The sequence below is a fragment of the Microbacterium nanhaiense genome (genome assembly GCF_014646015.1).
In the GTDB taxonomy this organism is placed as follows: Bacteria; Actinomycetota; Actinomycetes; order Actinomycetales; family Microbacteriaceae; genus Microbacterium; species Microbacterium nanhaiense.
In genome coordinates this window covers 166,176-181,331 of record NZ_BMMQ01000004.1, presented here as the reverse complement: position 1 = coordinate 181,331, position 15,156 = coordinate 166,176, and the positions used below count along the sequence as shown (strand labels likewise).

Annotated in this window: 18 protein-coding genes; 12 read left to right on the top strand and 6 right to left on the bottom strand. The window is 70.5% G+C overall.

Annotated features, from left to right (window positions below):
- From IEX05_RS08465 to purL, 3 genes are all read right to left on the bottom strand, one after another.
- Positions 1–363 carry a GntR family transcriptional regulator gene (locus tag IEX05_RS08465; protein WP_188700937.1) on the bottom strand — a complete coding sequence of 121 codons (363 nt, stop codon included), beginning with the start codon at positions 361–363 and terminating at the stop codon, positions 1–3.
- Between the two features lie 257 nt (positions 364–620).
- A complete protein-coding gene (locus tag IEX05_RS08460) occupies positions 621–773 on the bottom strand; it encodes a hypothetical protein (RefSeq protein ID WP_188701044.1) in 153 nt (50 codons plus the stop codon).
- The gene (gene purL, locus IEX05_RS08455) at positions 770–3,076 is read right to left on the bottom strand and encodes a phosphoribosylformylglycinamidine synthase subunit PurL (RefSeq protein ID WP_188700936.1); all 2,307 of its coding nucleotides are present in this window, start codon (positions 3,074–3,076) and stop codon (positions 770–772) included. The genes IEX05_RS08460 and purL overlap by 4 nt, the downstream gene beginning before the upstream one ends.
- A 233-nt stretch (positions 3,077–3,309) precedes the next feature.
- On the opposite strand from purL, the gene IEX05_RS08450 reads away from it, so the two are divergent.
- Positions 3,310–3,687 (top strand): ribosomal maturation YjgA family protein, encoded by a 378-nt coding sequence (locus tag IEX05_RS08450; RefSeq protein WP_188700935.1) that lies wholly within the window; start codon positions 3,310–3,312, stop codon positions 3,685–3,687.
- Here IEX05_RS08450 and IEX05_RS08445 read toward each other — a convergent pair.
- The 3 genes from IEX05_RS08445 to IEX05_RS08435 all read right to left on the bottom strand — a co-directional run bounded on the left by IEX05_RS08445 (position 3,637) and on the right by IEX05_RS08435 (position 5,876).
- On the bottom strand, positions 3,637–4,032 hold the full coding sequence (locus IEX05_RS08445; RefSeq protein WP_188700934.1) for a DUF1801 domain-containing protein: 396 nt from the start codon (positions 4,030–4,032) through the stop codon (positions 3,637–3,639). The genes IEX05_RS08450 and IEX05_RS08445 overlap by 51 nt on opposite strands.
- Before the next feature lie 15 nt (positions 4,033–4,047).
- A complete protein-coding gene (locus IEX05_RS08440; protein WP_188700933.1) occupies positions 4,048–4,509 on the bottom strand; it encodes an ASCH domain-containing protein in 462 nt (153 codons plus the stop codon).
- Positions 4,510–4,619: 110 nt separating this feature from the next.
- Entirely contained in the window at positions 4,620–5,876 is a 1,257-nt protein-coding gene (locus IEX05_RS08435) for a glutamyl-tRNA reductase (protein ID WP_188700932.1), read from the bottom strand.
- Positions 5,877–5,982: 106 nt separating this feature from the next.
- Here IEX05_RS08435 and IEX05_RS08430 point away from each other — a divergent pair, with 106 nt between their 5' ends.
- From IEX05_RS08430 to IEX05_RS08380, 11 genes are all read left to right on the top strand, one after another.
- A complete protein-coding gene (locus tag IEX05_RS08430; RefSeq protein WP_188700931.1) occupies positions 5,983–7,071 on the top strand; it encodes an AI-2E family transporter in 1,089 nt (362 codons plus the stop codon).
- Positions 7,072–7,102: 31 nt separating this feature from the next.
- Complete coding sequence (gene hemE / locus IEX05_RS08425; protein ID WP_188700930.1) at positions 7,103–8,137, top strand: uroporphyrinogen decarboxylase; 1,035 nt, start codon at positions 7,103–7,105, stop codon at positions 8,135–8,137.
- Complete coding sequence (locus IEX05_RS08420; RefSeq protein ID WP_188700929.1) at positions 8,134–9,633, top strand: protoporphyrinogen/coproporphyrinogen oxidase; 1,500 nt, start codon at positions 8,134–8,136, stop codon at positions 9,631–9,633. Before hemE ends, IEX05_RS08420 begins: the two co-directional genes overlap by 4 nt.
- A 40-nt stretch (positions 9,634–9,673) precedes the next feature.
- Entirely contained in the window at positions 9,674–9,964 is a 291-nt protein-coding gene (locus tag IEX05_RS15520) for a YtxH domain-containing protein (protein ID WP_188701043.1), read from the top strand.
- Positions 9,961–10,380, top strand: a complete 420-nt coding sequence (locus IEX05_RS08410; protein ID WP_188700928.1) for a phage holin family protein — start codon at positions 9,961–9,963, stop codon at positions 10,378–10,380. Before IEX05_RS15520 ends, IEX05_RS08410 begins: the two co-directional genes overlap by 4 nt.
- Complete coding sequence (locus tag IEX05_RS08405; protein WP_188700927.1) at positions 10,370–10,636, top strand: hypothetical protein; 267 nt, start codon at positions 10,370–10,372, stop codon at positions 10,634–10,636. Before IEX05_RS08410 ends, IEX05_RS08405 begins: the two co-directional genes overlap by 11 nt.
- Positions 10,637–10,715: 79 nt before the next feature.
- Positions 10,716–11,393, top strand: a complete 678-nt coding sequence (hemQ, locus tag IEX05_RS08400) for a hydrogen peroxide-dependent heme synthase (RefSeq protein ID WP_188700926.1) — start codon at positions 10,716–10,718, stop codon at positions 11,391–11,393.
- Between the two features lie 5 nt (positions 11,394–11,398).
- Positions 11,399–12,436, top strand: a complete 1,038-nt coding sequence (hemC, locus tag IEX05_RS08395; protein WP_188700925.1) for a hydroxymethylbilane synthase — start codon at positions 11,399–11,401, stop codon at positions 12,434–12,436.
- A complete protein-coding gene (locus IEX05_RS08390) occupies positions 12,433–13,284 on the top strand; it encodes a uroporphyrinogen-III synthase (protein ID WP_188700924.1) in 852 nt (283 codons plus the stop codon). The genes hemC and IEX05_RS08390 overlap by 4 nt, the downstream gene beginning before the upstream one ends.
- A gap of 5 nt (positions 13,285–13,289) precedes the next feature.
- Positions 13,290–14,273, top strand: coding sequence for a porphobilinogen synthase (hemB, locus tag IEX05_RS08385; RefSeq protein WP_188700923.1), 984 nt, complete (start codon positions 13,290–13,292; stop codon positions 14,271–14,273).
- Between the two features lie 65 nt (positions 14,274–14,338).
- Positions 14,339–14,998, top strand: coding sequence for a GntR family transcriptional regulator (locus IEX05_RS08380; protein WP_188700922.1), 660 nt, complete (start codon positions 14,339–14,341; stop codon positions 14,996–14,998).
- Positions 14,999–15,156: the final 158 nt, after the last annotated feature.

Below are 15,156 nucleotides of genomic sequence, written 5' to 3'. Positions count from 1 at the left end.
CTAAGAGGTGCGGGCGGCGCGCTCGGTGATGAGCTGCGTGACGTCATCTGCCGTGAGGCCGAGCTTCCGGGCCTCGGCGATGAGCGGTGCGACGTAGGTGTCGGAGAAGGCGGCCTTGCGCTCGCCGAGCACCTGCTCGCGGGCGCCGGGGGCGACGAACATTCCGATGCCGCGGCGCTTGTAAAGGATCCCCTTGTCGACGAGCATGTTCACTCCCTTGGCTGCGGTGGCGGGGTTGATGCGGGCGAATGCGGCGATCTCGTTCGTCGAGGGCGCCTTGTCTTCTTCGCGGAGGGTCCCGTCGACGATCTGGTCTTCGACCATCTCGGCGATCTGCACGAAGAGCGGCTTGCTCTCGTCCATGCGTCCTCCTTGGTGACTTGGTTAGTTACTTGACTAATGAACCATGTTACTTCGGGGGTGTCAAGGGTTTTGTGGATCTTAGTTTTTGGATCTTGGTTTGCGGTTTGTCTTGCGACCGCTACGCGATCGTGCGGGGGGTGGAGGACCCGGGGTGTCTGGGTGCGTGGGGGGCGTGTGTGCTTGGGGTGCTGTGTGTGTGCTTGGGGTGGGCGCGAAAAAGCGCCGGTCCTTGAGGGGACCGGCGCTTTTGGCGGGGTTCAGCCGAAGAGTGCGAGGAGGACGGTGGATCCGCCGCCGCCGACGATCAGGGCGACGACCACGATCCACGCGACCGCGCGGATCCGGCGGTTGCGGCGCGTCAGGCGGCCGTAGTCTTCGTCGGAGATGCCGTCGTAGGACGAGTCGCTCACGCGGGCTCCACGACCATCTCGCCGAAGTACTTCGGCAGAGTCTCGGTCGACATGGCGCGCAGCTCGGCGGCCGTATACGAGAAGACGTCCTGCACCTCGAGGACCGGCTCGGTGTCGGTCACGCCGATGCGGAGCACCGGGTAGCCCCGGCCCTCGCAGAGGCCGCGGAACTTGACGTCCTCCTCGCGGGGAACCGTGACGATGACGCGACCCGTCGACTCCGAGAACAGGGCGGCGGTCAGGTCGACGCCATCGCGGTCCATGAGCTCGTTCAGCCACACGCGGGCGCCGACGCCGAAGCGCATGACGCCCTCGGCGAGCGCGAGCGCCAGGCCGCCCTCGGAGAGGTCGTGCGCGCTCGAGACCATCCACTCGTCGCGCGCCCCCTGCAACAGACCCGCGAGGCGCTTCTCGCCCGCGAGGTCGACCTTCGGCGGGTGGCCGCCGAGGTGGCTGTGGATGACGTCGGCCCAGGCGGATCCGTCAAGCTCATCGGCCGTGGTGCCGAGGAGGTAGATGTTCTCGCCGGCGTCCTGCCAGCCGCTCGGGATGCGGCGCGAGACGTCGTCTATGATGCCGAGCACGCCGACGACGGGCGTCGGGTGGATCGGGGTGTCGCCGGTCTGGTTGTAGAACGACACGTTGCCGCCCGTGACGGGCACGCCGAGCGCCATGCAGGCATCCGACAGGCCGTCGACGGCCTGCTCGAACTGCCACATGACCTCGGGGTTCTCGGGGCTGCCGAAGTTGAGGCAGTCGGTCACGGCGGTGGGCACGGCGCCCGTGACGGCGACGTTGCGGTACGCCTCCGCCAGGGCGAGCTGGGCGCCCGCGAACGGGTCGAGCTGGCAGTAGCGGCCGTTGGCGTCGGTCGCGATCGAGAAGCCGAGGCCCGACTCCTCGTCGACGCGGATCATGCCGGCGTCGTCGGGGAACGACAGCGCCGTGTTGCCGAGCACGTAGTAGTCGTACTGGTTGGTGATCCAGCTCGTGTCGGCGAGGTTGGGGCTCTTCACGAGCTTCTCGAACTGCTCGGCGGCCTCTTCGGGCTTCGAGATGCGGGGCAGGCGCGCGGCCGAGTCGGCCTGCAGCGCGTCGATCCACGTCGGGTAGGCGACGGGGCGGTCGTACACGGGGCCGTCGACCGCGACGGTCGAGGGATCCACGTCGACGATGACCTCGCCGTTCCACGTGATGACGAGGCGGCCGTCGCCCGTGACCTCGCCGAGCACGCTGGTCTCGACGTCCCACTTGTTCACGACGGCCATGAAGGCGTCGAGCTTCTCGGGGCGCACGATCGCCATCATGCGCTCCTGCGACTCGCTCATGAGGATCTCCTCGGCGGTGAGCGAGGGGTCTCGCAGCAGGACGTTCGTGAGCTCGACGTTCATGCCGGATCCGCCGTTCGCGGCGAGCTCGCTCGTCGCGCAGGAGATGCCGGCGGCGCCGAGGTCCTGGATCGCCTCGACGAGCTCGTCCTTGTAGAGCTCGAGGCAGCACTCGATGAGCACCTTCTCGGCGAAGGGGTCGCCGACCTGCACGGCCGGCCGCTTCGTGGGGCCGCCGTCGCTGAACGAGTCGGAGGCGAGGATCGAGGCGCCGCCGATGCCGTCGCCGCCCGTGCGGGCGCCGAAGAGCACGACCTTGTTGCCGGCGCCCGTCGCGTTCGCGAGGCGGATGTCCTCGTGGCGCATCACGCCGACCGCGAGGGCGTTGACGAGGGGGTTGGCCTGGTAGACGGAGTCGAAGACCGTCTCGCCGCCGATGTTCGGCAGGCCGAGGCAGTTGCCGTAGGAGGAGATGCCCGACACCACGCCGTGCACGACGCGTGCGGTGTCGGGGTCGTCGATCGCGCCGAAGCGCAGCTGGTCCATGACCGCCACGGGGCGGGCGCCCATCGAGATGATGTCGCGGACGATGCCGCCGACGCCGGTCGCCGCGCCCTGGAAGGGCTCGATGTACGAGGGGTGGTTGTGCGACTCGACCTTGAAGGTCACGGCCCAGCCCTCGCCCACGTCGACGACGCCCGCGTTCTGCCCCATGCCGACCATGAGGCGTTCCTTCATCTCATCGGTGACCTTGTCGCCGAAACGGCGCAGGTACTTCTTCGAGCTCTTGTACGAGCAGTGCTCGCTCCACATGACCGAGTACATCGCCAGCTCGCCCGAGGTGGGGCGGCGCCCGAGGATCTCGCGGATCTGCTCGTACTCGTCGGGCTTCAGGCCCAGAGCGCCGTACGGCTGTTCCTTATCGGGGGTGGCGGCGGCGTTCTCGACGGTGTCGGCGACGTGTTCGGTGGTCACGCGTGAGCTCCATGAGTCAGGAGGGGCAAGATGCTCCCATTCTAGGCGCGCGAGCTGGGATCCCGGAGCGCGGCCCTTTTGGCGCAGCCCCCGGAGGAAATGCCCGCGCTGCCCGGCGCGTGGCCATGGCCAGAAAGTGCGGAACCGGCCCGGAAGTGCGGAGGGTGTCGCAGGTCTGATCCGCAGTATTGGATACACCCGCATTTCGCGCCCGCACCCGCTAGCCTCGCCTCATGCGCCGGATCCTGCTTGGGCTCGCCGCGATCGTCACGATCGCGGTCGGGCTGGGGGTGCACGCGCTCGGATCCGGCTTCGCGGGCGACGCGGCGGGCGATGTGCTCTACGCCGTGCTGATCTACCTGCTCGCCGCGATCGTGCTGCGCCGGGGTGCGTGGATCCTCGCACTGGCATGGTGCGTCGGCGTCGAGTTCTTCCAGCTGACGGGATGGCCGGCGGCGTGGGGATCCCCGTGGACGCTCGTCTTCGGCAGCGGCTTCGCCTGGACGGACCTTGCGTTCTACGCGATAGGCGTCGCGCTCGCCGCGGGCATCGACCGGGCGCTACTCGCGCGCCGGGTTCGCGGTGATACCGGCGATCGCGGTGCGGTATGACCGCTCGATGATCCCGCGCAGCACGCCCAGATCACAGGCCTCGAGGTCCTTGACGTAGAGGCAGCCGACACCGGAGGTGTGCGGGCCGAGCGTCTCGAGCGCGGCCGCGTGGGCGTCGATGCCGTCGGGCAGGTAGATCGACATCGCGGCCTTGCGCGGCGAGAAGGCCGCCGCGGGCGCATCGCCCTCGCGCCCCGACGCGTAGCGGTAGTGGTGGCTGCCGAAGCCGACGATGCTGCGGTCGACGACCGGATCCTCGCCCGTGATCTCGCGCATCATCGCCAGCAGCGTGACGGCATCGCGCCGCCGCTTGGCGGGCACGACCTCGGCGAACGTCTCGTCCATGCGCCCAGTATGCGCCTAGCGGGGGTACAGCACGCGGAAGCGCTCGCAGACCATCGGCATGTCGCCCGAGAAGGGGCGGCCCACGTCGATGTGATCCTCGAAGAACTCGCGGTGGATGCGCCGCCACGACTCGAGCGTGCGGTCGTCCTCGCCCTCCGCGTAGGCGTGCTCGGACGTCACCTCGTCGAACTGTACGACCTCGACCGATTCGGTGAGGAGCACGGCCCGCGGCTCCCCGGATCCATCGAGGACGATGTCGTGGCCTCCCGCGACCGGCAGTGGCTCGCCATCCTTCTCGTAATCCCACCCGTAGCTCGCGGTGCCGGTCTTGATGCCTGCCAGCACGAGCGCGAGCAGCTCATCGGCCTGCTCGGGCGTCGCCCCGAATCCCCAGGCGCGCTCGGCGGGCGGCGGATCCGCGGGCAGCTCGGGCACCGCCGCGCGTGCGGCGGCCCAGAACGTGGGAATGTCGGTCACCCGCCCAGTCTAGGCGCCGGTCGATTCCGCGGAGTTGGCCCCGTACTGCGGAGGAAAAGGGCACAAGGATCCGCACGTGCGGGTCAACTCCGCAGGTGCGGGGCGCGAGTCTAGGCGCGCTTGTGGACCGGGCACTCCGCGGGCGCGGCGGCGGGCGCCGCGGGGCGCGCGTCGATGCCGAACAGCGTCTCGACGGCGGCGAAGACGGCCTCGGCGTCGCCGGATCCGGCCGCCTCCTTCGCCCGCACCGTCGGCGTGTGCAGCAGCATCCCGGTGAAGTGGCGCAGTGCGTCGGCGATCTCGTCGGATCCGCTGCGCTCGAGCTCGCGCTCGAGCACGCCGAAGACGTGCTTGCGCAGAGCGATGACGGCGGGCTGCGCGTCCTGCTCGCGGCTCTCGCCGACGAACTTCGCGGTGGCGTCGCGCACGATCTCGCGGGCGGCATCGGTGGCCTGGAGTTCCTCGAGCGGCGCGTGCACGCGGATCGTCTCGAGGTCGAGCAGCGTCACACCGGGAACGGACGCGACGTCGGGATGCACGTTGCGGGGAAGGCCCAGGTCGATCACGAACAGCGGGCCCTCGTGCTCGCCGGCGCGGAGGGTATCGGCGGTGAGGACGGGCTCCTCGCGCGAGGTGCAGGTGATGACCATGTCGGCGCCCGCGGCGGCGTAGGCGAAGTCCTTTTCGCCGAAGACCTGCGGAAGGCCGTGCTTCGTGGCGAACTGGCGGCGGCCGGACGGCGAGTAGACCGTCACGCCCCGGACCCCGCGATCGCGGAGGGCCGCGAGGGTGGCGGCGGCGTAGGCGCCCGTGCCGACGAGCAGCACATCGAGCTCCGACCAGTCGATGAGGCGGCTGTCGGCGAGTTCGAGCGCGAGCCGGACGAGCGAGCGGCCGGCCCGTCCGAGGGCCGTGGAGTTCTTGACGGTCTTCTGCGTCTCGGTCGCGCGTTGGAAGAGCCGCTCGAGTTCGCTCGTCGTCGTTCCCTGCTGGCGGGCCTCGTCGAGCGAGCGGCGCACCTGGCCGCCGATCTCGCCCTCGCCGACGACGACCGACTCGAGTCCGGACGCGACGGCGAAGAGGTGCTCGACCGTGTGCCGGCCCTGCGTGACGACCTGCGAGGCGTCGAGCTCGCCGATGGGCACTCCCGTCGCCTCGGAGAGCGCGGCTCGGGCAGCGGCAACGGCGGCATCGGGGGAGGAGGTGTCGACGTAGGCCTCTACGCGGTTGCACGTAGAGACGACGACGGCACCTGCGACCGACGGATGCTCGGCGATTGCCGGGGCGAGGGGCGCAGTGTGGCCGCTCAGACGTTCGAGCACCTCGAACGGAGCGGTCTGATGACTCGCAGAGACACACAGCAGCACAGTTGACTATTCTACAGCGCGTCGAAGCTAGATCTGAATGATTCCAGAGAAGATAGGTCACCCTTACCTGACGCGGCCCCGCATGGATCCGCTCTATATTGGGCCCATGAGCATCGACCGCGCCCCGCGCCGCGTCGCCGCGCTGCCGCCCGCGATCCGCATTCTCGTGGTGTTGGCCTGCTCGGTCGTGGCGCTCGTGGGTATGTGGCTCGCGCGCGACGTGATCGGCCCGCTCGCAATCGGCGCGGTCATCGTCATCATCTGTTATCCGGTCGGGATGACGATCAATCGCTGGGGCGCGCCGCGCTGGGTCGGATCCACCGCGGTGATCCTGCTCGGATACGTGATCCTCGGCGTGCTCGCGGCCCTGCTCACGTTCGCGATCACCGAGTTCGTGCGCCTGATCACCGAACTGATGCCCGACCTGACGCGCCTCACCCAGCAGGTCTATGTCTGGCTGCGCGACCTGGGGGTCGATGCCGAGATCGGAACCCAGATCTCGACCCTGCTCAACACCTCGCGGGTGATCGACCTCGCCACCTCGCTGTCCGGAAGCGCCATCGGGGTCGTCACGGCTCTGTTCTTCGTGCTCGCCTACGTCATCTTCATGAGCGTCGACGTGTCGCGATACGCGCGCGCCGAAGAAGCCTTTGGCCCCAAGGTCCGCCCCGTGCTCGACCGGATCCGCGACTACTGCGCGGGCGTGCGGCGGTACTTCGTCGTCAACGCCGTCTTCGGTCTCATCGTCGCCGTCGTCGACACCATTTCGCTCTACATTCTCGACGTGCCCGCCCCGCTCGTCTGGGGGATCCTGTCCTTCGTCACGAACTTCATCCCGAACGTCGGCTTTATCCTGGGGCTCGTGCCACCCGCGCTCATCGCGCTCATCACGAACGACTGGGTGACCGCGCTGATCGTCGTCGCCGTGTACATCGTCGCGAACGTCACCCTGCAGGTGCTCGTGCAGCCGAAGTTCGTGAGCGACGCCGTCGGCATCACGCTCACGCTGAGCTTCTTCTCGGTCATCTTCTGGACGGTCGTGATCGGCCCGCTCGGCGCGATCCTCGCCGTGCCCCTCACGCTGCTGGTGCGCGCGCTCGTGCTCGAGTCGGATCCGGCGCACAGCTGGCTTCGCTGGCTCACGGGAGACGACGAGGCCGCGGAGCGTTCGTGGCGGGAGCCGCGCACCCCATAAACGCGTCAGGCGCAGGTGCAATGATTGAACCATGGCCCACGACGCACCTCTGGTAGCCGCGCTGCGCGGCGAACGCCCCGATCGTCTCCCCGTCTGGTTCATGCGCCAGGCCGGCCGTTCGCTGCCCGAGTACCGCGATCTGCGCGTGGGTACGCGCATGCTCGACGCGTGCCTCACCCCGGACATGGCGGCCGAGATCACGCTGCAGCCCGTGCGCCGGCACGACGTCGACGCCGCGATCTTCTTCAGCGACATCGTGGTGCCGCTCAAGATGGCGGGCGTCGAGGTCGAGATCGTGCCCGGCCGCGGCCCCGTGTTCGACAGCCCCGTCCGCACGGCGGGCGACGTCGCGCGGATCACGAGCATCCCGGCGTCGGCCGTCATCGACGCCGCCGAGCCCATCCGCGAGGCCGTGCGCATCACGACGCAGGAGCTCTACGGCCGCGGCACGCCGCTGATCGGCTTCGCCGGCGCGCCCTTCACCCTCGCCGCCTACCTTGTCGAGGGCGGGCCGTCGAAGGAGCACATGCGCGCCCGCGCCATGATGCACTCCGACCCCGACTCGTGGAACCGCCTCGCCGGATGGCTCGCCGAGATCTCGGCGGCCTTCCTCGGCGTGCAGGTCGAGGCCGGCGCACAGGCCGTGCAGCTCTTCGACTCCTGGGCCGGATCCCTCTCGCGCGCCGACTACCGCGCGTATGTGCAGCCGCACTCCGCGCGCGCGCTCGGATCCGTCGCGGGCGTGCCGCGGATCCACTTCGGCGTCGGAACCGGGCCGTTCCTCGACGACATGACGCTGGGCGGCCTCGCCGATGCCGTCGGCGTCGACTGGCGTATGCCCCTGGCGGAGGCGGCCGCCCTCGTCGGCCCCGACACCACGCTGCAGGGCAACATCGACCCGGCCATGCTCCAGGCGCCCTGGGAGGTTCTCGAGGCGCACGTGCGCGACGTCGTCGAGTCGGGCAGGGCCGCGCGCGCCCACGTCGTCAACCTCGGTCACGGCGTGCCGCCCGAGACCGACCCCGCTGTGCTCACCCGCATCGTCGAGCTGGTGCACGCGCTGTGACGAACGAACCGCAGTACGACCTCGCGGATCTCGCCGAGCGCGCCGCCGGGCGCCACGTCGTCGTGGTCGGCGCCGGCGCCTCCGGGCTCGTCGCGGCGCGGGAGATCGCGCGGCTCGGGATCCGGGTGACGGTGCTCGAGTCCGCCGCGAGCGTCGGCGGCGCCGTGCGCTCCGGCGATGTCGGCGGGATCCGCCTGGACCTCGGCGCGGAGAGCTTCGCGACCCGCGGGGGACACGTGCAGGCGCTCATCGACGAGCTGGGGCTCGCGGGCGACGTCGTCGAACCGGATCACTCGGCCGGCGGTGCGTGGGTCGCGGGACTTTCCGGCGGGGGAGCCGCGCCGCTCCCGAAGGGCGGGATCCTCGGGATCCCCGCGAACCCCTTCGCGGACGACGTGCGCCGCGTGATCGGCTGGCGCGGCGCCTGGCGCGCCTACCTCGACCGCCTGCGCCCCAACCTGCGGATCGGGCACGCCGATTCGCTCGGTCAGCTCGTGCGCTCGCGCATGGGCGCGCGCGTGCTCGACCGGCTCGTCGCGCCCGTCACGAGCGGCGTCTACTCGGCGTCGGCCGACGACATCGACCCCGCGATCGCGGCGCCAGGGCTCAACACGGCGCTCACCCGCGCCGGCTCGCTCAGCGGCGCCGTGCTCGAGCTGCAGGAGCAGCGGCGGACCGCACCGGGAGGCGCCGTCAAGGGGATCCGCGGCGGCATGGCGCGGCTCGTCGAGGCGCTCGCCGCCGATATCGCGGAGCGTGGCGGTGAGGTGCGCACGGGCGTCTCCGTCGTCTCGATCGACGAGGGCGCCGACGCCGCCTGGAGGGTCGTGACCGACCAGGTCGAGACCGACGAGGACGGCGCCGAGGCGCCCCTCGCGCTCGACGCCGACGCCGTCATCGTCGCGACCGAGGAGGCGACGGCGCGACGCCTCCTCGCGCCCCTCGTCGGATCCGGCCTCGCCGCGGCACTGCCCGCGCCCGGGCCCGCGGTCGCCATCGCCACCCTCGTGCTCGACCTCCCGGCGCTCGACTCCGCCCCGCGGGGCACGGGCGTGCTCACCGTCCCCGGATCGCACCGCGCGAAGGCGCTCACCCACGCGACGGCGAAGTGGGCCTGGGTGCGCGAGGCGGCCGGCAAGGGAACCCACGTCGTCCGGGTCTCCTTCGGCACGGTCGCGGAGGATCCCGCCACCGATGGCCTCTCCGCGCAGGAGCAGACCGAACTGGCCCGCGAGGAGGCCGCCCGCCTCCTCGGGATCGAGATCCCGGCGGGCGCGGTCCGCGGATCCCGGCTGGAGCGCTTCCAGCAATCGCAGCCCGCCGCGACGCACGGCCAGCGCGAGCAGGCCGAGACGGCGCGCGCGGCGATCCGCGCCGTGCCGACGCTCGGCGCGGTCGGCGCCTGGCTCGCCGGAACCGGCCTTGCACAAGTCGTTCCCGATGCCAAGGCCGAAACAGATCGCGTGCGCCGCGCGGTATTGTTCGGCGACCAGTAACGTAGTTTTAGCGAAGAGCGACACGACGAGGGGGATCCCCATGCGAGGAAAGATCGGGCTGGTCATCGGCCTGGGTGCCGGATACGTGCTCGGTACGCGGGCCGGACGCGCGCGCTACGAGCAGATCAAGAAGCAGGCGGAGAAGGTCTGGGAGCTGCCGCCCGTGCAGAAGCAGGTCGACCGGGTCAAGGCAGCCGCGAAGCGCCTGCCGGGCGCCGCGATCGCGTTCGTGCAGTCGAAGACATCCGACGCGAAGGCCTCGGGCGCCACGATGACCCCCGCGCAGCCGTCGCCGGCGTCGTCGGCTGACGCGAAGGCGGATCTGCGATGACGGAGCACAAGAAATCGCCCCTGCGCGACCGCGCCGACGACGGGCTCTTCACCCTGATCGGCGACGTGCCGCAGCTCGTGAAGAACCTCATCACGGCTGAGCTGAACGCGCTCAAGAAGTACGTCGGCCAGCTCGTCAAGCACGGCGGATGGACGCTGATCTTCGCGATCGCGGCGCTGTTCTTCCTGTTCTGGACCGTGCCCGCGTTCCTCGCGTTCCTCATCATCCTGCTCGACCTGTGGATGCCGCTGTGGGCCTCGGCGCTCATCGTCCTCGGCATCGGCGTCGTGATGATCGCGGTGTGCGGGCTGTGGGCGTACGTGCGCCACGTGCGCGCCATCATCAAGCTCGAATCCCCCGGCGCCGCGGCCAGGGCCGACGCCGCCATCGTGAAGGAGTTCGCGGATGAGTTCTGAGCTGCCCGACACCGTCGTCCCGAGCGGGATCAGCGACCCCGTGCAGCTGGCGAGGGCCGAGCTGAAGGCCGCGCTCGCCGCGATCGAGATCAAGGCGAACTACCCGCGGCGCATCAAGGAGGCCTCGGGTCGGATCGCCGCGAAGGCCCGCACCATCGCGGAGAAGAAGCCGGTCGTCGCGCTCACGGGCATCGTGGTCGGATCCGCCGCCGTCGGATCCGCCGTCTGGGGTATCGCCCGCGCGATCTCGCGCTGATCCCGCGCCCGCGCCGGCGACCCCGCAAGGCTGGGCGCCTCGATTCGCCGTTGTCAGGTCGCGGGAGGATGATGGGGGTATGGCAGATTTCGAAGCTCCCTCCGGTGACAACTACAGCCTGTGGACGGTGTGGCGCCGCGACCAGCAGCACCCCGTGTCGAGCGACGACAGCGCTGAGCTGCAGCGCGTCGTCGACGAACTTGCGGCGAACGGCGTGACGATCCGCGGTTTCTATGACGTGAGCGCAATGCGCGCCGACGCCGACCTCATGGTGTGGCTGCACGGCCCCGTCGCGGAAGACCTGCAGGCCGCGGTCCGGCGCCTGCGCCGCACGGCGCTGCTCGAGAACCTCGTCATCAGCTGGAGCGGGATGGCGGTGCACCGAGACAGCGAGTTCAACAAGTCGCACGTCCCCGGTTACCTGCGCGGTGAGCGGGCGCGCGACTGGCTCACGGTGTATCCCTTCGTGCGCAGCTACGACTGGTACCTCCTGCCCGACGACGAGCGCCGCACGATGCTCGCCGATCACGGACGCAAGGGCGCCGCGTTCAAGAGCGTCGTCGCGAACACCATGCCGGCCTTCGCGCTCGGCGACTACGAGTGGATGCTCCCGATGGAGTCCGACGTGCTCACCGACCTTGTCGACATGATGCGCGACCTGCGATACACCGACGCGCGCCTCCACGTGCGCGACGAGCTGCCCTTCCACACGGGCCGCCGCATCGACGTCGCCGAGGTTCCCGAGGTCGTGCGGTAACGACCATGGATGCCACGCAGCCGATCCGCCTCGGAACCCGCCGCAGCCGCCTCGCCGTCGCCCAGTCGGGCCTCGTCGCCCGCGAGCTCGAACGCGTCTCCGGGCGCCCCGTCGAGCTCGTCCAGATCACCTCGGAGGGCGACACGAACCGCGCCTCGCTGGCCTCCCTAGGCGGCGCCGGGGTGTTCGCGACGCGCCTGCGTGAGGCGCTGCTCGCGGGGGAGTGCGATCTGCTCGTGCACTCGCTCAAGGACCTGCCGGTCGAGCAGGCCCCCGGGCTCGTCATCGCGGCGACGCCCGCGCGCGTCGACGCCCGCGATGTCGTGATCACCCGCGACGGCACCCCGCTCGCGGAGCTGCCCCGTGGATCCCGCGTGGGCACCGGATCCCCGCGCCGCGTCGCGCAGGTCCGCCGCGCGAACCCCGGCGTCGAGGTCGTGGACATCCGCGGCAACATCGACTCGCGGATGGGGCGCGTGCGCGACGGCGAGCTCGATGCCGTCGTGCTCGCCGCTGCGGGCCTGACGCGGGTCGACGCCGACGGGGGCGAGATCCCCACGGTCGCGGGCCTGTTCGTCGAGGCCCAGAACCTTCCCGGCTGGCCGACGGCCGCCGGGCAGGCATCGCTCGCGGTCGAGACCGCCGCGGATGCGGATCCGCAGCTGCTCGCCTGGCTCGGAGAGCTCGACGCGCCCCTCACGCGCTTCGCCGTCACGCTCGAACGGGCCATCCTCGGGGGCGTCGAGGCGGGTTGTCACGCGCCCGTCGGAGCGCACGCGTGGACGAGCGATTCGCACGTGCACGTGCGGGTCGATGTGTACGGCGCGGATCATCACGAAGACGTCACACTCGACCACTCGGAACCCGTTGTGGGTTTCGAATCCCTGATTGAAGGGTATATTCAGGCACGAGGCAGCGGTGCGGCTGCCGACGGTTCGGACCTTCTGGTCCGGGCACGCGAGATCGGTCACGGTCTCGCGCGTCGGCTGCTCGACAACGGGGCGGCTGACATTGTGACAAGAGAGGCAGCCCCTACTACATGACGAAGGACGTCAAGGCCGATAAACCGCTCACCGGTTGGCGAGTTCTCGTTCCCCGCGGAGGCCCCTGGGGCGACGACGTCGCCGCCAAGCTGCGAAACAAGGGCGCCATCCCGGTCGTCTCCCCGCTGATCAACTTCGCTCCGCCCGAGGACAGCTCGGAGCTCGAGCGCGTCATCGCGGAGCTCGCGATCGGCCGCTACGACTGGCTCACCGTGACGAGCGCGACGACCGTCGACGTGCTGCACGCCTATGGCGCGAAGATCCCCGCCACGACCAAGGTCGCGGCGGTCGGCGAAACGACGGCCGCGGCCCTCGCGTCGGTCGGGTACCCCGTCGATCTCGTGCCCGAGGAGGAGAACTCGGCCTCCGGCGTCGCCCAGGCGATGATCGAACTCGAGAAGGATCCGGTGCGGGTGCTGTGCCTCCGCTCGGAGCTGGCCAAGCCCGAGCTGTCGCTGCGGCTCGCGGAGGCCGGTCACGATGTGACCGCCGTCGTGGCCTACCGCACGGTCGGCGTCCCGGCGACGGAGCGCGCCGAGCGTGACGTCAACAACGGCCGCATCAACGCGATCCTCGTGACGAGCGGATCCGTCGCCGAACAGGTGCGCACGCAGTTCCCCGACATCCCCGAGCAGACGGTGATCGCGGCGATCGGCCCCCGCACGGCGCAGGACGCGCGCGAGATCAACCTCCCGATCCGCGTGATCGCGCCCGAGCGCACGATCGAGAGCCTCATCGACACGCTCGGCGAGTACCGGGTCCCCGAGCCCACGACCGCCGCTCTGCAGATTCCCCCGACCGACGTGCTCCACCTGCCGCTCGATCGGGATCACGAAGAAGGCAAGTAATCCCCATGGTGTTCCCCACGCATCGCCCCCGCCGGCTGCGCCAGTCGGCCCCCGTCCGACGCCTCATGGCGGAGAATCACCTCGTGCCCAGCCAGCTCGTGCTGCCGCTGTTCGTGCGCGAGGGCATCTCCGAGCCGCAGGCGATCTCGTCGATGCCGGGGCAGAGCCAGCACACGCTCGACTCGCTCCGCCGCGTTGCCGCGGAGGCCGCCGAGGCGGGGATCGGCGGCGTGATGCTCTTCGGAGTGCCCGCCGTGCGCGACGCGGTGGGTTCGGGCGCTGACGATCCCGACGGGATCCTCAACGTCGCAACGACCGCGCTGCAGCAGGAGGTCGGCGACGCCCTCGTTGTGCAGACCGACCTGTGCCTCGACGAGTTCACCGACCACGGACACTGCGGTGTGCTCCGCGCCGACGGCGCCGTCGACAACGACGCGACGCTCGAACGCTACGTGTCGATGGGCATCGCGCAGGCGCGGGCGGGCAGCCAGCTACTGGGACTGTCGGGCATGATGGACGGCCAGGTCGCCGCGATCCGCGCCGGTCTGGACGCCGAGGGATTCACCGACACCATCATCATGGCCTACTCGGCGAAGTACGCCGGGGCGTTCTACGGCCCCTTCCGGGAGGCCGTCGACTCGCAGCTGAAGGGCGACCGCCGCACCTATCAGATGGATCCGCCCAACGCCCGCGAGGGCGTGCGCGAGGCGCTGCTCGACGTCGAAGAGGGCGCCGACATCGTCATGGTCAAGCCGGGCCTGCCCTACCTCGACGTGCTCGCGGAGGTGCGCGCCGCCGTCGACGTGCCCGTCTGGGCGTACCAGGTGTCCGGCGAGTACTCGATGGTCGAGGCCGCCGCCGAGCGCGGCTGGATCGACCGTCGCGCCACCATCCTCGATTCGCTCGCCGCGTTCAACCGCGCGGGCGCCGACGCCGTGCTGACGTACTGGGCGACGGAGGCCGCCGGCTGGATCCGCGAGGGGCTGTAGGGGGTCCGCCTCCCGCGGTTCGCGCCGCGCACCTCGTGATGCATGCATCAATGTATACTTGAGGCATGATCGAACTTCCGTGGAGCAACGCCGGGGCGACGACGATCGCTGATCGCGTCGCCGGGTCCCTCGCCCGCCGCATCGCCGAGGGCGAGATCGAGCCGGGGGAGGTGCTGACCGAGGTCGAGGTCGCCGCCGAGTTTGAGGCGAGCCGCACGCCCGCGCGCGAGGCAATGCTCAAGCTCGAGCGCTGGGGGCTCGTGCGCCTCGCGCCCAAGAAGGGCGCCGTCGTGACGAACCCGTCGGCGAGCGAGCGCCGCGAGCTGCTCGCGGTGCGATCGATGCTCGAGGCGAGCGCGGCGGCGTCGATCGCCGCGGATCCGGCGGCGCGCGAGCGCCTCGCCACCCTCCTCGACGAGAACCTGCGGGGGCAGGGGGCCGCGCTCGCGGATCCGGAGCGCTTTGCCCTGCTCGACTACGCCTTCCACCTCGAGATCATCGGGCATGACGACAACCGCGTCGTCGCCGAGATCTCGCGCTCGCTCGCGCCGCGGCTCTACCGGCTGACGCACCTCGCGGTCGTTCACGCCGTCGATCTCGGGCGGCTTCACGCCGAGCACGTCGCCCTCGCGGGCGCGCTGAGCGAGGGCGACGCCGAGCTGTTCCGCGCGCTCATGGCGCAGCACATCGGTGCCGGCCACGCGGGTTACGAGGTGTCGGAATGAGCGGGGCCGTCCCCCTCCTTTCCGTGAGATCTCACTCTTTTCGCGAGCCCTCCTCCGCGAGATCGCACTCTTTTCGCGAAGTCGCACTGAATTCGGTGAGATCTCGCGAAAAGAGTGAGATCTCGCGGGGCGGGGTGCGCGCGGGCGCGGGCGCGGGG

What these genes read in the sequence shown, in the direction of transcription:
- hemC (WP_188700925.1), top strand. Translation starts at nt 11,399, where the DNA reads ATGGATGCCACGCAGCCGATCCGCCTCGGAACCCGCCGCAGCCGCCTC.
- hemQ (WP_188700926.1), top strand. Translation starts at nt 10,716, where the DNA reads ATGGCAGATTTCGAAGCTCCCTCCGGTGACAACTACAGCCTGTGGACG.
- hemB (WP_188700923.1), top strand. Translation starts at nt 13,290, where the DNA reads ATGGTGTTCCCCACGCATCGCCCCCGCCGGCTGCGCCAGTCGGCCCCC.
- IEX05_RS08450 (WP_188700935.1), top strand. Translation starts at nt 3,310, where the DNA reads ATGCGCCGGATCCTGCTTGGGCTCGCCGCGATCGTCACGATCGCGGTC.
- IEX05_RS08405 (WP_188700927.1), top strand. Translation starts at nt 10,370, where the DNA reads ATGAGTTCTGAGCTGCCCGACACCGTCGTCCCGAGCGGGATCAGCGAC.
- IEX05_RS08465 (WP_188700937.1), bottom strand. Translation starts at nt 363, where the DNA reads ATGGACGAGAGCAAGCCGCTCTTCGTGCAGATCGCCGAGATGGTCGAA.
- IEX05_RS08445 (WP_188700934.1), bottom strand. Translation starts at nt 4,032, where the DNA reads ATGGACGAGACGTTCGCCGAGGTCGTGCCCGCCAAGCGGCGGCGCGAT.
- IEX05_RS15520 (WP_188701043.1), top strand. Translation starts at nt 9,674, where the DNA reads ATGCGAGGAAAGATCGGGCTGGTCATCGGCCTGGGTGCCGGATACGTG.
- IEX05_RS08410 (WP_188700928.1), top strand. Translation starts at nt 9,961, where the DNA reads ATGACGGAGCACAAGAAATCGCCCCTGCGCGACCGCGCCGACGACGGG.
- hemE (WP_188700930.1), top strand. Translation starts at nt 7,103, where the DNA reads ATGGCCCACGACGCACCTCTGGTAGCCGCGCTGCGCGGCGAACGCCCC.
- IEX05_RS08430 (WP_188700931.1), top strand. Translation starts at nt 5,983, where the DNA reads ATGAGCATCGACCGCGCCCCGCGCCGCGTCGCCGCGCTGCCGCCCGCG.
- IEX05_RS08380 (WP_188700922.1), top strand. Translation starts at nt 14,339, where the DNA reads ATGATCGAACTTCCGTGGAGCAACGCCGGGGCGACGACGATCGCTGAT.
- IEX05_RS08390 (WP_188700924.1), top strand. Translation starts at nt 12,433, where the DNA reads ATGACGAAGGACGTCAAGGCCGATAAACCGCTCACCGGTTGGCGAGTT.